The sequence below is a fragment of the Parabacteroides sp. CH2-D42-20 genome (genome assembly GCF_003670185.1).
Taxonomy (GTDB): domain Bacteria; phylum Bacteroidota; class Bacteroidia; order Bacteroidales; family Tannerellaceae; genus Parabacteroides; species Parabacteroides distasonis.
In genome coordinates this window covers 39261-56334 of record NZ_RAYG01000029.1, presented here as the reverse complement: position 1 = coordinate 56334, position 17074 = coordinate 39261, and the positions used below count along the sequence as shown (strand labels likewise).

Annotated in this window: 14 protein-coding genes; 8 read left to right on the top strand and 6 right to left on the bottom strand. The window is 45.5% G+C overall.

What is annotated here, in order from left to right:
• Position 1: 1 nt before the first annotated feature.
• The 4 genes from D7V92_RS16770 (at position 2) to D7V92_RS16755 (ending at position 4479) form a co-directional block, all read left to right on the top strand.
• Positions 2–1165 carry a Gfo/Idh/MocA family protein gene (locus D7V92_RS16770; protein ID WP_005854857.1) on the top strand — a complete coding sequence of 388 codons (1164 nt, stop codon included), beginning with the start codon at positions 2–4 and terminating at the stop codon, positions 1163–1165.
• 69 nt (positions 1166–1234) lie between these two features.
• Entirely contained in the window at positions 1235–2149 is a 915-nt protein-coding gene (locus D7V92_RS16765) for an endonuclease/exonuclease/phosphatase family protein (RefSeq protein WP_005854855.1), read from the top strand.
• Between the two features lie 30 nt (positions 2150–2179).
• A complete protein-coding gene (locus D7V92_RS16760) occupies positions 2180–3661 on the top strand; it encodes a Gfo/Idh/MocA family oxidoreductase (protein WP_005864916.1) in 1482 nt (493 codons plus the stop codon).
• Between the two features lie 2 nt (positions 3662–3663).
• Positions 3664–4479 (top strand): sugar phosphate isomerase/epimerase, encoded by an 816-nt coding sequence (locus D7V92_RS16755; protein WP_121773347.1) that lies wholly within the window; start codon positions 3664–3666, stop codon positions 4477–4479.
• 137 nt (positions 4480–4616) lie between these two features.
• Here D7V92_RS16755 and lon read toward each other — a convergent pair whose 3' ends face one another.
• Positions 4617–7088, bottom strand: coding sequence for an endopeptidase La (gene lon, locus D7V92_RS16750; protein WP_022192022.1), 2472 nt, complete (start codon positions 7086–7088; stop codon positions 4617–4619).
• A gap of 88 nt (positions 7089–7176) precedes the next feature.
• On the opposite strand from lon, the gene D7V92_RS16745 reads away from it, so the two are divergent.
• Positions 7177–7890: a tRNA1(Val) (adenine(37)-N6)-methyltransferase gene (locus tag D7V92_RS16745; protein ID WP_199718916.1), complete on the top strand. Its 714-nt coding sequence runs from the start codon at positions 7177–7179 to the stop codon at positions 7888–7890.
• Here D7V92_RS16745 and D7V92_RS16740 read toward each other — a convergent pair.
• Positions 7875–8846 (bottom strand): diacylglycerol kinase family protein, encoded by a 972-nt coding sequence (locus tag D7V92_RS16740; RefSeq protein WP_005854843.1) that lies wholly within the window; start codon positions 8844–8846, stop codon positions 7875–7877. The two genes, D7V92_RS16745 and D7V92_RS16740, sit on opposite strands and share 16 nt — an antisense overlap.
• Positions 8847–9044: 198 nt before the next feature.
• Here D7V92_RS16740 and D7V92_RS16735 point away from each other — a divergent pair, with 198 nt between their 5' ends.
• The 3 genes from D7V92_RS16735 to D7V92_RS16725 all read left to right on the top strand — a co-directional run bounded on the left by D7V92_RS16735 (position 9045) and on the right by D7V92_RS16725 (position 12414).
• Complete coding sequence (locus tag D7V92_RS16735; RefSeq protein WP_005854840.1) at positions 9045–10232, top strand: aminotransferase class I/II-fold pyridoxal phosphate-dependent enzyme; 1188 nt, start codon at positions 9045–9047, stop codon at positions 10230–10232.
• Between the two features lie 174 nt (positions 10233–10406).
• Positions 10407–11921: a regulatory iron-sulfur-containing complex subunit RicT gene (locus tag D7V92_RS16730; RefSeq protein WP_008773373.1), complete on the top strand. Its 1515-nt coding sequence runs from the start codon at positions 10407–10409 to the stop codon at positions 11919–11921.
• A complete protein-coding gene (locus D7V92_RS16725; RefSeq protein ID WP_121773346.1) occupies positions 11842–12414 on the top strand; it encodes a gliding motility lipoprotein GldH in 573 nt (190 codons plus the stop codon). The genes D7V92_RS16730 and D7V92_RS16725 overlap by 80 nt, the downstream gene beginning before the upstream one ends.
• Here the strand turns inward: D7V92_RS16725 and rodA are convergent.
• Genes rodA through mreC form a run of 4 tightly spaced genes read right to left on the bottom strand, consistent with a single transcriptional unit; the run spans position 12374 to position 17032 of the window.
• The gene (rodA, locus tag D7V92_RS16720; RefSeq protein WP_121773345.1) at positions 12374–13819 is read right to left on the bottom strand and encodes a rod shape-determining protein RodA; all 1446 of its coding nucleotides are present in this window, start codon (positions 13817–13819) and stop codon (positions 12374–12376) included. The genes D7V92_RS16725 and rodA overlap by 41 nt on opposite strands.
• Positions 13809–15677 carry a penicillin-binding protein 2 gene (mrdA, locus tag D7V92_RS16715; protein WP_121773344.1) on the bottom strand — a complete coding sequence of 623 codons (1869 nt, stop codon included), beginning with the start codon at positions 15675–15677 and terminating at the stop codon, positions 13809–13811. The genes rodA and mrdA overlap by 11 nt, the downstream gene beginning before the upstream one ends.
• Positions 15667–16185: a rod shape-determining protein MreD gene (mreD, locus tag D7V92_RS16710; RefSeq protein WP_005854832.1), complete on the bottom strand. Its 519-nt coding sequence runs from the start codon at positions 16183–16185 to the stop codon at positions 15667–15669. Before mreD ends, mrdA begins: the two co-directional genes overlap by 11 nt.
• Complete coding sequence (mreC, locus tag D7V92_RS16705; RefSeq protein ID WP_057326697.1) at positions 16178–17032, bottom strand: rod shape-determining protein MreC; 855 nt, start codon at positions 17030–17032, stop codon at positions 16178–16180. Before mreC ends, mreD begins: the two co-directional genes overlap by 8 nt.
• Positions 17033–17074: the final 42 nt, after the last annotated feature.

Below are 17074 nucleotides of genomic sequence, written 5' to 3'. Positions count from 1 at the left end.
CATGAATAGAAAAGAATTCTTTAAAGTATCGGCCGCGGCAAGTCTCGCGTCACTACTATCACCCCTTTCCGCCTATGCGGAGAAATTCGAATCGGAAGGTAAAAAGGTGAAAGTAGCCGTTATCGGTTGCGGAAGTGTATCTACCCAATATTTTCCCCATATATCGAAATGCCCGTATGTAGAAATCGTGGCTTGTTGCGATATCAAACCGGATCGTGCTCAAAAGGCGGCCAAGCAATATAATATACCTAAATGGTACAAGCATATCGATGATATGCTTAGCGGTTCCAAGTTCGACTTGATGCTTACATTGACCGATATGCAGGTTCACGGAGAGTTGAACCGTAAGGCTTTAATGGCGGGAAGAAATGTCTGGAGCGAGAAACCTTTGGCGAATTCCTATAAGGAAGGCAAAGAATTATACGATCTCGCTACTAGCAAGGGGCTTCGTATCTGGGGTGCGCCTGCCGTTGTAAACAGTCCTCAATTTGCCTTTATGGCCGAACAAATCAATAAAGGAACCCTAGGTAATCTGGCATGCGCGCACGGACATTACGGACATGAAGGTCCTTCTTGGTCCGCTTTCTTCTACGAACCGCTAGGTGGCAGTATGCCCGACTTAGGAGTTTATAATATCGCTACCCTAACCGGATTATTGGGACCGGCTAAATCCGTTGTTGCCATGACTACAATCGTAACCCCGGAGAGAACCGTAGACGATAAGGGCAAGATCAAAGTTCGAGAAGAAGATAATGCCATGATTATCATGGAACACGAAAAGGGAGTCCTTTCTCATATCGAGTGTGGTTTCAACTATTTCGATCCATACGGACATTTAGGTAAAGGACAGGAGAAAGCGACGATCTCCTTATACGGTTCACACGGCAATATGCATATGGTAGGTTACGACTGGGCACCGAACGGGGTGGACTTATCGACGATGGATCATCCGGTACCCCAGCGTTTCGTTCCGGACACCAATGGCTATGTTTGGCAAGAAGGTGCTTCCGATATCAGCAAACACATGGCATTAAACACGGAACCACGTATAAATGTCGAGCATGCGTTACACGTATTAGAGATTATCGAGGCCGCCCGAAAATCACAAGCTACAGGTCAACGCATCCAGCTTGTATCGAAGTTTCCTTGGCCGATGGTAAAATAAATTAAGAAGTCTTAGTAGTGAAAAGAACGGGACATTTAATATATTTGTTCCTGTAAATACCAGAGAAACATGAGGAAGATAAGTGAAATTTTATGCTGCGTAGCCATACTTTGTTGTGCATTGAGCGCATGTAGCGACAAGCCGGCAACGGTAAAAGTCAGCAGTTTCAATATTTGGTTGAATACCCTAGGGGGAAAGCTTCCCCCTAGCCAGACAGCGAAAGTGATCGAGGCTAGCCAGACGGATATCGTAGGAATCCAAGAAGGGCATATCTATGAAGAAGACGGCATCAAGCACGATCATGTACCGGAAATCGCGGAATCCCTAGGTTTCCACCTTTTCAACCAAGGGGAGGGACATTATATCTTATCTCGTTATCCGGTCGTCGACAGTACGGCTTCCCGCTACGGGGTGAAGATACAAGTAGGCAAAGACAAATTCTGCTGGATGTTTAATTGCCATCTATATTATATTCCGTATCAACCTTATCAATTGAATGGGATTCCTTATGGCGATTATCCGTTTATCGATACCGAGGAAGAAGCTGTCCGGTTCGCCAACGAGGCCCGGCGTGAAGAAGTAACTCGTTATCAAAAGGATATACAGCAAGTCATGAAAGAAGGTTATCCTGTCTTTTTAACAGGAGATTTTAACGAGCCTTCTTTCTTGGACTGGACACAACGGGCCGCCGATGCCGGTATCCACAAGATCAAGGTGGAGTGGCCGGCAACCAAGGCTTTCTCTGAGATCGGGATGAACGACTCCTACCGGACAATCCATCCGGACGAGGTCTCCACACCCGGCTATACATGGACTCCCGTTCCTAGCGAACAAGAAATACTAGACCGTCTGGATTTCGTACTATATTCCGGATGTAAGGTAACAGACTCATTTATCACAGGCGAAAGCGAGGCCACCTCGGACGTGGTAGTCTCCCCTTACCCTTCGGATCATAGAATGGTAACCTCCTGTTTCAATTTCTAACAGTAACTACTAAAAAACAAATTATACAACATGGAATCAAGAAGAGATTTTCTGAAAAAAGCAGCCGTAGCGGCAGCTGGTCTAACAATCGTCCCCTCTAAAACGATCGCTGGATTAGGCCATAAGGCACCAAGTGATACAATGAATATTGTCGGTATCGGTATCGGTGGTAAAGGCCACCCGAACTTGGTCGGCATGAAAACCGAGAACATCATCGGGCTTTGCGATATCGACTGGAAATATGCGAAGAACTGCTTCGAGGAATTCCCGGACGCTAAACGTTATTGGGACTGGCGAAAGATGTTCGATGAGTTGGGCGACCAGATCGACGGTGTCATGGTAGCTACTCCGGACCATACTCATGCCACGATCGCGGCCACGGCCTTGACAATGGGGAAGCACGTATATTGCCAAAAGCCGCTTACCCACTCCGTTTACGAGAGCCGTTTATTGACAAAACTCGCCGCTAAATATAAGGTAGCGACCCAGATGGGTAACCAAGGGAACTCCGGCGATGGTGTACGTCAATTATGCGAATGGATCTGGAACGGAGAGATCGGTGAAGTAAAAGAAGTACACGCATGGACCAACCGTCCGATCTGGCCGCAAGGATTACAGCGCCCAACCGAAAAACAACGTTGTCCGAAGACGATGAATTGGGACTTATTTATCGGCCCGGCCGCCATGCGTCCGTTCCATGAGATCTATACCCCTTGGAACTGGCGTGGATGGTGGGATTTCGGAACCGGAGCTTTCGGAGATATGGCTTGCCACGTGCTCGATCCGGTTTACCAATCCTTGAAGTTAGGTTATCCGGATCGTGTACAAGGCCGTTCTACCCAGATCAATACGGAATCCGCTCCTCAATCGGAGGTGGTAGAATTCCGCTTCCCGGCTCGTGACAATCTTCCAAAGGTAGCCTTGCCGGAAGTGAAAGTATATTGGTACGATGGCGGTATGCTTCCTCAGCGTCCGGACTTATTACCGGATGGCGTAGATATGATGCGTGACGGTTTGGGTGGATGTATCTTCGTAGGTACTAAAGACACGTTGATCTGCGATTGCGGAGGTTTCAACTCCCGGTTATTATCCGGCCGTGTACCTCAAGTAACCCCCTATTTGCGCCGTATCCCGAACGCTACCGGATACTTTGACGGTTTCCATGAGCAAGACTGGATCCGTGCTTGTAAAGAATCGCCGGAGAACCGTGTGGAAGGAACTTCCAACTTCGCTTATTCCGGACCATTCAACGAGATGGTGTTATTAGGCGTATTGGCGATCCGTCTGCAAGGCTTGAACAAGAAATTGATGTGGGACGCCCAAAACATGCGTTTCACCAATATATCCTCTTCCGACGTATTGAAGATCGTAACCAGCGATGATTTCAAGGTGATAGACGGTCACCCCTATTTCGATACGAAATACGCGGAGTTCAATGCGCTAGAGGCTGCCAACGAATATATCAGACATACCTATCGTGAAGGCTGGAGCCTTCCGGAAATGCCGGTATAAGTATGAAACGATATATTATATTAGCACTATGTACGGTCATGCTCCTTGGGCAGGCCGTACAGCTGGCGGCGCAAAAAGCGGACTGGAAGGTGGGTATACAGACTTGGACTTTCCACAATCTTACGTTGATGGAGACCTTGGATAAGACCCAGCAACTGGGCATGGGGTATGCGGAAGCTTTCTTTTTCCAAGAATTGGGCGCTCCATTCCCAAAAGAGACGTATTTAAATTACGACTTGAGCGATGATGACTGCGCTTTATTACGCCATGAGTTCAAGAAAAGGGGAATCAAGCCGATCGCCTTTGGTGTAGCCTCTTATGGGACTAACGAGGAATGGGATAAGTTCTTTGCGTTCGCTCATAAAATAGGCGCGCATATCGTGACTGTCGAACCGGAGTTAAACCAGTTGGACTACATCGAATCCCTCGCCAAGAAGTACGATATGGAGGTAGCGATCCATAACCATCCGAGTCCATGCATTTACGCAAGTGCCGAGGTGGCAGAGAAAGCGCTGAAAGGCCGTTCTTCCTTGATGGGAGTATGCGCCGATATCGGCCATTGGAAACGGGTGGGTGAAGATCCGCTCAAGAATCTCCAGAAATTATCCGGACGCATCAAGGTGGCGCATTTGAAAGACCTCACCGACAAGATGGAAGACGCCACATGGGGAACCGGGATCTTACCGGTAAAAGCGTTCGTCAACGAGCTGAAGCGTCAGCATTTCAACGGGCTTATCTCCATTGAGTACGATGATTTCAAATCCGATATCCAAGAGATACGCAACAGCTTGGAATTCCTACAGAAATGCTCTAAATAAAGGCATACTCTTCCTTTAAAAACACCTATATCGGCATAGGCCCACACGTATATACGTATAGGCTTACGCCGATATTAATATGGGCCTACACGTATATACGTATAAGCCCACACCAATATATGCATAAAAAGTCGTTATTAAAACAATGGATTATCCACCTTTTCTCTCAGCAACGCCAGATCCACCACCTGTTGAATGTCACTCACATAATGGAACACCAAGCCTTTCAAATACTCCGGTTTAATCTCATTGATATCCTTCTCATTCTCCTTGCAAAGAATCAACTCCTTGATCCCAGCACGTTTAGCCGCCAAGATCTTCTCCTTGATACCACCTACGGGAAGCACTTTGCCACGCAACGTAATCTCGCCGGTCATAGCCAAGTTCTTTTTCACCTTACGCTGAGTAAAGGCGGAGACAAGAGAAGTCACCATCGTTATTCCGGCACTCGGTCCGTCTTTCGGGATCGCCCCCTCCGGTACGTGGACATGCACATTCCAGTTCTCGAACAACTCCTCGTTGATATTAAACTGAGCCGCATGCGCATGGATATACTCAAGTGCCAACATGGCAGACTCTTTCATCACATCCCCCAGATTCCCGGTCAAAGTAAGCTTTGATCCCTTACCTTTACTTAAGCTCGACTCCACGAAAAGAATCTCACCACCAACAGCCGTCCAAGCTAATCCCGTAACCACGCCGGCATAGTCATTCCCTTGATATTTATCGCGGGAATATTCGACCGCCCCTAGATATTCATACAAATCCTCCGGCTTAATACTAGTCGGGATAGGCTCATCGCTAGCAACCTTACGGGCTAGCTTACGCATGATTTTGGCGATTTTCTTATCCAATTCCCGGACACCGCTCTCGCGTGTATAGGCTTCAACGATCACTTGTAAGGTTTTCTTGGGGAATTTCACGGAACCTTTCTTCAAGCCGTGTACATCCATCTGCTTAGGCACGAGATGCTTCGCTGCGATCTCTACCTTCTCCTCCATGATATAACCGCTCACCTCGATCAGTTCCATACGATCCAGCAACGGCTGGGAAATCGTATTCAAATTGTTAGCGGTAGCGATAAACATTACCTTGCTTAAATCGTAATCGATATCCAGATAATTATCGTGAAACGCGTTATTCTGCTCCGGGTCCAAGACCTCCAATAAAGCGGATGCCGGATCCCCCTTGAAATCATTCGTGATCTTATCGATCTCATCTAAGATAAAGACAGGGTTCGATGTTCCCGCCTTCTGTATATTCTGGATGATACGTCCGCACATAGCGCCGATATAGGTACGACGATGTCCGCGGATCTCGGCCTCATCGTGCAATCCACCTAAAGAAACACGTACATATTTGCGGCGCAAAGCCTCTGCGATGGAACGCCCCAATGAAGTCTTGCCGACTCCCGGAGGACCGTACAAACAGATAATCGGAGATTTCATATCCCCTTTCAGCTTCAATACCGCCAGATGCTCGATAATACGCTCTTTCACCTTCTCCAAACCATAATGATCACGATCTAAGACCTTCTGGGCATGAGACAAGTTGAAATTGTCCTTACTATACTCGTTCCACGGCAAGTTAACGATATTCTGGACATATTGCGTCTGTACGGAATAATCCGGAGATTGCGGATGCAATCGTTCCAATTTTCGCAATTCCTTCTCAAAGACCTGCGCTACCTCGGCAGGCCATTTCTTACGACTGGCTTTCTCCCGTAATTCTTTTATCTCCAACTCATTGATATTCCCGCCCAATTCCTCTTGAATGGTCTTGATTTGCTGTTGAAGGAAATATTCTTTTTGTTGTTGATTGATATCCTCATGTGTCTTCATCTGGATGGAAGCTTTCAACTCCACCAGCTGATACTCGCGGTTCAAGATAAAAAGTAACCGATACGCACGCTCTTTTAAATCCCCGATCAATAACAATTGCTGTTTCTCGGCCGATCCACTCGGTATATTGCTACAAGAGAAATTGACCACATACAAGACATTCTTATTATTCTTGATCGAGAAGATCAAATCCCGGGGAGGTTCAGCCACGGCCCCAAGCATCTTGATGGTCAAATCCTTGATCGTTGAGATCAAAGCCTCGAACTCGCGGTCTGTCTTGTCCGGCTTCGTGTCCTCCAACACGGTGATCTTACCAGAAAGATACGGATCTGTCTCGGTCAACTCATTCAATTCAAAGCGTTTCTTACCTTGAAGAATAACAGTAGTGCTACCATCCGGCATCTCTAAGACACGAACGATATCAGCGATTACCCCGGTAGTATATAAATCCTCTAAAACCGGATCTTCCGTATCCATCTCTTTCTGGCAAACAACTCCGATCAAACTCTTTTTATGTACAGCCTCTTTGATCAGGCGCATCGATTTAGGACGCCCGATAATCACCGGCAAGGCAACACCCGGAAAGAGTACCATATTCCTTAACGGAAGAATGGGTATAGTGTCTCCAACTTTCTCTATTCCTTCTGTGAAATCCTCATCTACATCGCATTCTGTAAGAATTGGCATTACGATACCAATATTGTCATCCAAGTCATCAAACGAATTCTGGCAAAATACTCTCGTCTTTTCTTTCATATATACATTCATCATTGTATATGTTAATACAATAAACGTGCCAAAGTTACAGCTTTTCATTCAATTCTTACTAATTTCGCGACATACAATCAATAGAGATATGGCAAATCCTTATTTTCAATTCAAGAAATTTACGGTATGGCACGATAAATGTGCCATGAAAGTCGGAACGGATGGCGTTTTGCTTGGGGCGTGGGCTAGCATAGAGAGGTGTCAAAGGATTTTGGATGTGGGAACCGGAACGGGATTGATCGCCCTCATGCTGGCGCAGCGTAGCACCGCGATCCTAGACGCTATCGATATAGATTCAGACGCATGTTTACAAGCTCGGGAAAACATCGCGAAATCGCCTTTCGCCAACCGGATACAAGTCTATCAAACCTCGCTCTCCGAATATATGCCGGATGAGAATATCAAATATGACTTGATCGTATCCAACCCACCCTATTTTATTGATTCATTGAAATGCCCGGATACTAAACGTAATCTAGCCCGGCATACGGATACTCTATCACTCCCGGATTTATTGCGTGATAGCCGCAAACTGTTGGCAGCCGAAGGAAATATCGCCTTGGTGCTTCCCTTTGATCAACGGGAGTCTTTAATAGACCTCGCTCGAGAAGAGTCTTTGTCTCCATCGAGAGAAACCCACGTTTCCCCCATCCCGGATGCCCCTCCTAAGCGTTTATTAATAGAACTCTCAGCGACGCCGGTAGCAAAGTCCAAGTCGTCTCATCTGACCCTAGAAATCGAGCGGCATCGATATAGCGATGAATTCACCGCTATAGCTAAAGACTTTTACTTGAAAATGTAAGGAAGTTTTTTATCGAAGAAGCGAGTTACCTCGTCAAATAAATTATGTACCTCCTTGGTGAAAGACACAACCTCCGGAGTCAACACATGTAAGGCCTTTGGTTCCACCGTAATATCGATACGGCGATCTGCCATGATCGGTTCTCCATCCAAGTGCATCACGCCCGGATGTTGGCGAATAATCGTGACTTGCTGGGCTTTCATCGTCTTAATCTTACTATTCCGATCAATCTGTTTGGTAAACAATTGAATGGCCAAAGGAGCGATATCCAATGGCATAAAAGGGGATAAGATCGTAACGTCCATCCGTCCGTCCTGTATATTCGCGTGCGGAGCGATAAACGCGTTATTACCATATTGCGAAGCATTCGCGCAAGCGACTAGAAACGCCTTCTCCTTGATCGTCTGATTATCCACCACCAATTCATAAGGCTCAGGCTTATAGCTCAGATACTCCTCTATCGTATTCTTTATATAAGTAAGAGAGCCGCGCCGTTTCTCATTCGCGAATTTCTGGCTGACGGCGGCATCAAAACCGACTCCACAGGTACAGAAAAAGACCTGTCCGTTCGCCCGGCAGCAATCTATCGTCGTAACATGCCCTTTCGCGATCAGATCGATAGCTCTTTTCACGTCCATCGGTATGTGCAATTCTCTAGCTAAGCCATTGCCCGAACCTTTCGGGATGATACCTAAGATCGCGTTCGAATGGATCATAGCTCTCGCTATCTCATTCACCGTCCCGTCACCGCCTACCGCCAAAATATATTCAGCTCCCTCCTCTATGGCTTGCCGAGTCAACTCGCTGGCATGGCCTGCATACTCTGTAAAAGAAATGTTTAACGAACAGTTCTTTTTCGAGCAGATCCCTTCGATCATCTTAGGTATCTTGCGCTTCGACCCTACACCTGATATAGGGTTTATGATAGCTTGTACTTTTATATCCCGTTCGCTCATCCTCACTTCTTCTTTTTTATTTGAGAGGACAAAAATAATGCTTTTATAAAACTTTTAAAGCATTTCGACTACTATAAGTTATTTTTTTACTACTTTTGCGGCTGGATTTGCCGAAACATGGGATTATGTGCGCGGCGAACCTGTGTTCTTTATTAGAATAAATAAATAGCGAGATAAATCATTCTCTTTTATAATAATATGAAACTTTTACAAGAGAAACTAGCAAAGTACGACGCTCCTCAAAGAGCCATGGCAATGGGAATCTATCCTTACTTCAGGGAAATCCAGAGCGATCAGGACACGGAAGTTCTAATCAGCGGGAAGAAAGTCTTGATGTTTGGTTCTAATGCGTACTTAGGATTAACCAATCATCCTAAAGTAAAAGAAGCAGCGATCGAGGCCATTAAAAAGTATGGTACAGGTTGTGCCGGCTCACGTTTCTTAAACGGAACGTTGGACTTACACCTCCAGTTGGAAAAACGTTTAGCAGAATTTGTTGGTAAAGAAGACGCCATCGTATACTCTACAGGTTTCCAAGTTAATCTAGGTGTTGTATCCTGTATCACCGGACGTGAGGACTATATCCTTTGGGATGAGTTGGATCATGCATCCATTATCGAAGGACATCGTCTTTCTTTCTCCACGAAATTGAAATTCAAGCATAACGATATGGACTCCTTGGAGAAACAACTCCAGAAATGCGAGCCAGACAAGGTGAAACTTATCGTTATCGACGGTGTCTTCAGCATGGAAGGTGATGTCGCTAAATTACCGGAAATCGTAGCTCTCGCAAAGAAATATAACGCAAGTGTAATGGTTGACGAGGCTCATGGTATCGGTGTATTCGGTGATCATGGCCGCGGTACTTGTAATCACTTCGGCGTTACGAACGATGTTGATTTGATCATGGGAACTTTCAGTAAGTCTTTCGCTTCTATCGGTGGTTTTATCGCATCGGACGAACCGGTTATCAATTACTTACGTCACCACTCCCGTTCCTATATCTTTAGCGCAAGCAATACGCCTGCCGCTACTGCCGCAGCGAACGCGGCATTAGATATCATGTTAAGCGAACCGGAACGTATCCAACATTTATGGGATTTGACTCATTACGCATTGGATGGTTTCCGTAACATGGGTTGTGAGATCGGACATACTTCTACCCCGATCATCCCGTTGTTTATCCGTGACAACGACTTGACATTCCTTATCGTAAAAGAATTATTTGAGGCCGGAATCTTCGTAAACCCGGTAGTAGCTCCCGCAGTTGCTTCCGAGGATACACTGATCCGCTTCTCCCTTATGGCTACCCACACGAAAGAGCAACTAGATTACGCTTTGGAGACAATCCACAAGGTATTCAAGAGCCATGGGTTGGTAGACTAATCGTGTAAATATATAAGAAAAGGCCCGAAGGTTAGGTATAACACCTATCTTCGGGTCTTTTTTTATAACTGAAAAAATCATAACTATGATTTTGAATGGGAATAAATCACTATTTTTGCATATTTAGATAAATTGGGCGGTTATGTCGATGGCCCTCTTACAAATTAAAAATAAATGGATTTCATATTAGATAAAGGAAGTAGCCATATGGGCTGCAAAGGTTGCAGCAAAAGGCAAAACAATAAACTGAATACCTATGATTGGTTGTGCGATGTACCCGACGCGGAAGGCTCGACTGATTTCGTAGAGGTTCAATTTAAAAATACCCGCAAAGGGTATTACTTGAATAGTGCTAAAATACCTTTGGAAAAAGGTGATATAGTAGCCGTAGAGGCAAGTCCCGGTCATGATATCGGTACGGTTTCTTTAACGGGTAAATTGGTTCTGCTGCAAATGAAGAAGAACAACGTGCGCACGGAAGCTGAGCCAAAACGGATTTACCGAAAGGCAAAACCGACCGATATCGAGAAATATGAGGAAGCGAAAGCAAAGGAACATGCCACTATGATTCGCTCGCGGCAAATCGCAGCCGATTTAGGATTGAATATGAAAATCGGTGATGTAGAGTATCAAGGTGACGGTAATAAGGCGATCTTTTATTATATAGCGGATGAACGTGTAGATTTCCGTCAACTAATTAAAGTGCTAGCGGAGGCTTTTCGTGTTCGTATCGAGATGAAGCAGATCGGTGCTCGTCAAGAAGCCGGACGTATCGGTGGTATCGGCCCTTGCGGTAGAGAACTTTGCTGTTCCAGTTGGATGACAAGTTTTGTATCGGTCGCTACCGGAGCTGCCCGTTATCAAGATATTTCCATGAATCCCCAGAAATTGGCCGGACAATGCGCTAAATTGAAATGTTGTATCAATTATGAGGTAGATACATATGTGGAAGCCCAGAAACGCCTTCCTTCCCGGGAGATTGTCTTGGAAACCAAAGATAATAATTACTATCATTTCAAGACGGATATTTTCAAACGGGAAATTACCTATTCTACGGATAAATCATTTGCGGCTAATCTTATCACGATTCCGGCAAGCCGTGCTTTCGATGTCATTAACATGAATAAGAAAGGCATGAAGCCGATATCTCTAGAGGCGGATACGAAGCCACAACCACCGAAACGAGACGCTCAAGATATTCTTGGGCAAGAAAGCGTCACACGTTTCGACTCTGTTAAAAAGAAAAAGAAAAAACGTCCTGCCAACAAGAATAATGGCGAGAACAATGGAAACGGGAACGGAGCTAACACCACCGCGACGGCAGTTACCAACACCGACGCACCTGTTTCTGAGAATAAGAACAACGGAGGAAACGGAGCCGGTGGCAATAATCGCCGCAACGGAGGAAATAATAGGAATAGCAATCGTGAGAATAACCGGGACAGAGAGAATAACCGGGAGAATAACAAAGATAATAGCCGGGAAAACAGTCGGGAGAATCGGGAGAACAACCGTGATAATAACAGGGAGAACAACCGAAACAATCGCCCGAAACAAAGGCCGAGAGCTAATAACGATAAGCAATCCAACAATGACAAGCCTGCGAATAATGACAAACCTCAGCAACCGATCAAACAGGCCAGACCTGATAAAACGGAGAATAGACCAGAGACAAAGCCTGAGGCTTAAAAAGTTCATTGCTGCCTGTGTAACATGCTTCTTATGCTTCTCTTGCGAGAATGAAGCTGTATACGATCAGTATCAAGCTATCCAGAACACCTCGTGGGAGAAGAATAAGGAGTACTATTTCACTTTCTTGATTGAGGATATATCGGTTCCGTACGACCTAACCTTGGAAGTACGGAACAATAATATGTATCCGTATCAGAACCTATGGGTATTTTGCAGCGAGGAACTTCCGATAGGTCCTTTAAAAAGGGATACGATCGAATGTATGTTAGCTGATGAGTTTGGGAAATGGTATGGGGACGGGATCTCCCTGTTTCAATCCAGTTTCCCGATACGGTCTGCTTACTATTTCCCCGTTAAAGGGCAATATACCTTTAGCTTCCGGCAGGGGATGCGTAACGACCAACTTCCGGGCATTCAGGAAATCGGCTTACGGGTCTTACCTTCTTCCATTAACGCTCCTTCCGAGAAGCGTCCAAACGAAGAAAAATAAACAATAAGATCGTAAATCCCCAAAGCGAGGAACCTCCATAGCTAAAGAAAGGCAAGGGAATCCCGATAACCGGAGTCAATCCCGTTACCATGCCGACATTAATCGCCAGATGGAAAAAGAATATGGAGGCTACGCTATAGCCATAGACTCGCCCGAAAGCATTATCTTGCCGCTCCGCCAATACAATCAGACGAAGAATAAAAAGTCCGAATACGATCAATACGGCAGAGGCTCCCAAAAAGCCTTGCTCCTCGCCTACCGTACAAAAGATAAAATCCGTATCCTGTTCCGGCACATACTTCAATTTGGTCTGCGTCCCATTCAAGAATCCTTTTCCGGATAATCCTCCGGAACCGATAGCGATCTTGGATTGATTCACATTATACCCCGCCCCGCTAGGATCATCCTCCAAGCCTAAAGAGACTTTAATACGAATTTGTTGGTGAGGTTCCAATATGTCATTAAACACATAATCCACAGAAAATAGGAAACCGATAGAACCTAAAGCGAACAGAGCGATTAACGCATAATGCCATACCCAGTTTCGAATGGATAAATAGAATAAATAGATTGATGCGGCTCCTACCAAGCCTATCGATATCCAAGCGAAGTTTACCGGGACAAACAAAGAAACGACATACCCGATCAAGAATATCGAAGCAATTCCCCCAAGCATGATCTTAACGCTTATATAATCCTTACGGACATTCCCAACTAATCCCATGGTTATTAATAAGACAAGGCAAGAGACGATTAATTCACCCAATGGGGTAATACCCACCATCACCTCTGAATATTTCATTCCCGTAACGAAAAAGACGACCGCACAAACTCCTATCAACAAAATATATCCAGTCATTCCTTCCCGGTATAACATCAGGAAGAATGCCAAGTAAACCAATGCCGACCCCGTCTCTTTCTGTAAAAGAATACAAACCATCGGCAAGAAGATCAAGAACAAAGTGATTGAGAAATTCTTGACCGTCGTTAGCTTAAAGCCATAGCCATTCATAAACTTCGCCACGGCCAAAGCGGTAGCGAACTTAGCCAACTCCGCTGGTTGCAAACGGATAGGTCCCAATACGAGCCAAGAATGCGATCCCTTGATATTAGGTGCTAAAAATATAGTGGCGATCAACAATACGATCACGCACGCATAGATCAGATAGGCGAATATATCGAAGAAGTCACTTTCCAGCATCAATATGACGAAAATAAGGGCGAGTGAGGTACCGATCCAAATCATCTGCATCCCCGGACGACCCGACGGATCGAACAAGCCAACGTTATCAAACTCGTAGCTCGCCCCACAAATACTAAACCAACCGGCGATTACCATAATCAAATACAACAAAATAGTAATCCAGTCTACCGACTTCCATATTTCCGTTTTCCTATAGCGCATTGTTCGGTAGTATTACGGCATTCATAATATATTCCTCCGTCGCCTTGTTAGCCTCGGATATTTCTCCTTTCAAATATTTCTCCAACATCAATTTACCGATAGGCACCGCATAGGTAGCACCGAATCCGGCGTTTTCCACAAACACGGCAATGGCGACCTTCGGCTTTTGATAAGGAGCGAATCCCATAAAAATAGAATGGTCCTTACCATGCGGGTTCTCCGACGTTCCCGTCTTTCCACAAACCTCGATATCCGGTAAAGCCGCCCCACGACAGGTTCCACCATAAGCGGTTCCCGTAACAGCCCCTCGCATACCCTCGGCAATATAACTATAATAATGCGTATCCACCGATGTATAATGCCTCTTACTATATAATGTATCCAGCGGGGTGTCTTGAATCTCTTTCACGACATGCGGAGTAATATAATATCCCCGATTAGCGACAGTAGCCGCCAAATTACAGATTTGCAAAGGCGTAGCCAATATCTCACCCTGACCGATAGCGATCGAGATAACCGTACTGGAATTCCAACGTCCCCGGTACACCTTATCGTAGAACTTACTATTCGGAATGAACCCTCGCTTCTCCCCCGGAAGATCGATTCCCAGCTTATAGCCATACCCCATAGAAACCATATAATTCTTCCAAACCTCAAAAGCCTCCTGTACCGACGGATATCGCTTCCGGCTGTCGATCATATCATGCAATCCCCAAGGGAAAAAAGAGTTACAAGAGGTCGCCAACGCCCCGACCAGATTCAGAGGAGACGGATGCCCGTGACAAGCCGGCTTACCTCCCCGGAAGGTATATCCATGCGCACAGGTATATTGAGTTTCCGGAGTAATCACCCCTTCTTGCAAGAAGATCAAACCTTGAGTCGGTTTAAATGTAGATCCGGGAGGATATTGCGCCATGAGCGGGCGGTTGAATAAAGGTTTCAACGGGTCCTTCTGCAAAGCCACGTAGTTCTTTCCCCGCTGGCGCCCGATCAAGATACTCGGATCATATGTAGGAGCGGAAACCATACAAAGTACCTCCCCTGTCTCCGGCTCTATCATCACGATACCCCCTAATTTATTCTGCATTAACTTCTCCCCATAAGCCTGCAAGTCCATATCCAAGGATAATTTCAAGTTTTTGCCGGATTCCGGCTGGATATCGTGCCTGCCTTCCTCGTATCGCCCCTTGATACGTCCGTGAGCGTCACGCAACAGGATCTCGACTCCTTTCACGCCCCGCAAATATTCCTCGTACGATTGCTCGATCCCGGTCCTGCCGGAGTAATCGCCTTGTGTATAATAAGCGTCATTCTCTATATCTTTCCGGTTTACCTCGCCGATATTTCCCAGCACAAGAGCGGCATTGGGATACTCGTATTGGCGGATCGTGCGATTCTGGATATAGAAGCCGGGAAATTTGTATAACTTCTCCTGCAACACGCCATATTCCTGCGCGGAAAGCTGGTTCATAAATACTTGAGGGACATAGGAAGAATAACCGGGATTTAACCGCCGGTTCTTAATATCCGCTATACGTTTGAGGAATTGCTCTTTCGTGATGCCCAGCACATCACAGAAATCGAGGGTATCGAAAGGCTGTATCTCACGCATGATAAGCATCACGTCGTAAGCGGGCTGGTTATAGACCAATAATTTACCATTACGATCGTACATCATACCTCGGGAAGGATATAAGGTTTTTTTCAAGAAAGCGTTACTATCCGCCCAAGCTTTATAATCGTTGTCGACCACCTGAAGGATGAACAAACGGATAATAAAGATGATAACCAACAGGATCACCGCCCCACCTAAGACATAGCGCCTGTTCTCAAACTCATACTTGGTATTATTCTCCACTTTTCTGAGACTCTATATTGAATGCTTCTACCGTACAAATCAATAAGGTTGTCATCACCACGCTCGAGAGGATACGGACAACCAGAAACAACGGGTCAAATAAAGTCAACGACTCAATCACAAAAAGAGTCGTATGTTGTATCAACACAAACGATAACACATATCGGAAAAAGCCTCCGAAACCAAAGGTCTTATAAGACGGGTAAATACCTTCCGGCAAATCTTTCCCCATGAATACACGGATTAACGGCTCCCTGCAAAATCCCGCCAATGTACAGGCGGCCGCATGCATACCCGGTGTGTTGCTGAACGTATCAATAACCACCCCGGCTATGAAAGAGAAGAAAACGACTTGCGTCCGTGAGCTACCGACCGGCATCTTAATAATGAAATAGAGATACAGAAACGGGGTAGCGATCCGCAAGAAATGAATGTTGTTCAAGACCAAGACCTGAATCAACACAAACACCACGAAATATATGAAACCACGCAGTAAATTATTAATCATTTCTTTTCGCCTCTTGTTCTACACCAATTTGCTCCGTCTGACGGAAATTCTTGATAATACGCACGTTGTTCAACGCTTGAAAATCCGTAGCCAACTCTACCTGTAATGAATAGAAATTATCATCGTGTTGTTTCTCGAAATCAGCGACCGTACCTACGATAATACCCGAGGGGAATACGGCGGAGTAACCGCTCGTCACGATCGTATCGCCTTTCTGGAACTCCACATGACGCGGCAACTCATCGAGGTTGGCGTACAGCGTATTGCGCCCATTCCAGCTTAATGACCCGAAATAACTACTACCTAACACCTTACAACTCAACCGGAACTTAGGATTCAGCAACGGAATGATCACGGAGAAATGATCGGAAACCGTCGATACGATACCAACCACACCTCGTTCAGAGACAACTCCCATATCGGGCATGATCCCATCCAGCTTCCCTTTATTCACGGTAATATAATTGGACAAATGCGTGACACTGTTGTTCACTACATCCGCCACGACAAACGAATAAGGAAATTGCTCCGTCGAATCCGGCGCGAATCCCTTAAAACTAACCGTATCCGCAATCAGCGCATCTAACTGATCTTGCAGATCCAGCATTTGCAATTCCAACTGTCCGTTACGCTCCAATAACTCCTTATTGATATCCCGAAGATTCAAATAAGAAGTAACAGATCCGGATATCGAGGCGATATATCCTGTCACGACATTCGCTGAGCTGAATATAATATTCCGTTGGTATGCGTTATTACGATAGACCAACATCAACGAAATAGCCTCAAGCAGAATGAACAAAAACCAATGCCTCTTCCCGATCAGGAATTCTAGTAACTTACGCATAGGAATTGAAAATTGAAAGTTGAGAATTGAAAATTGAAAAGA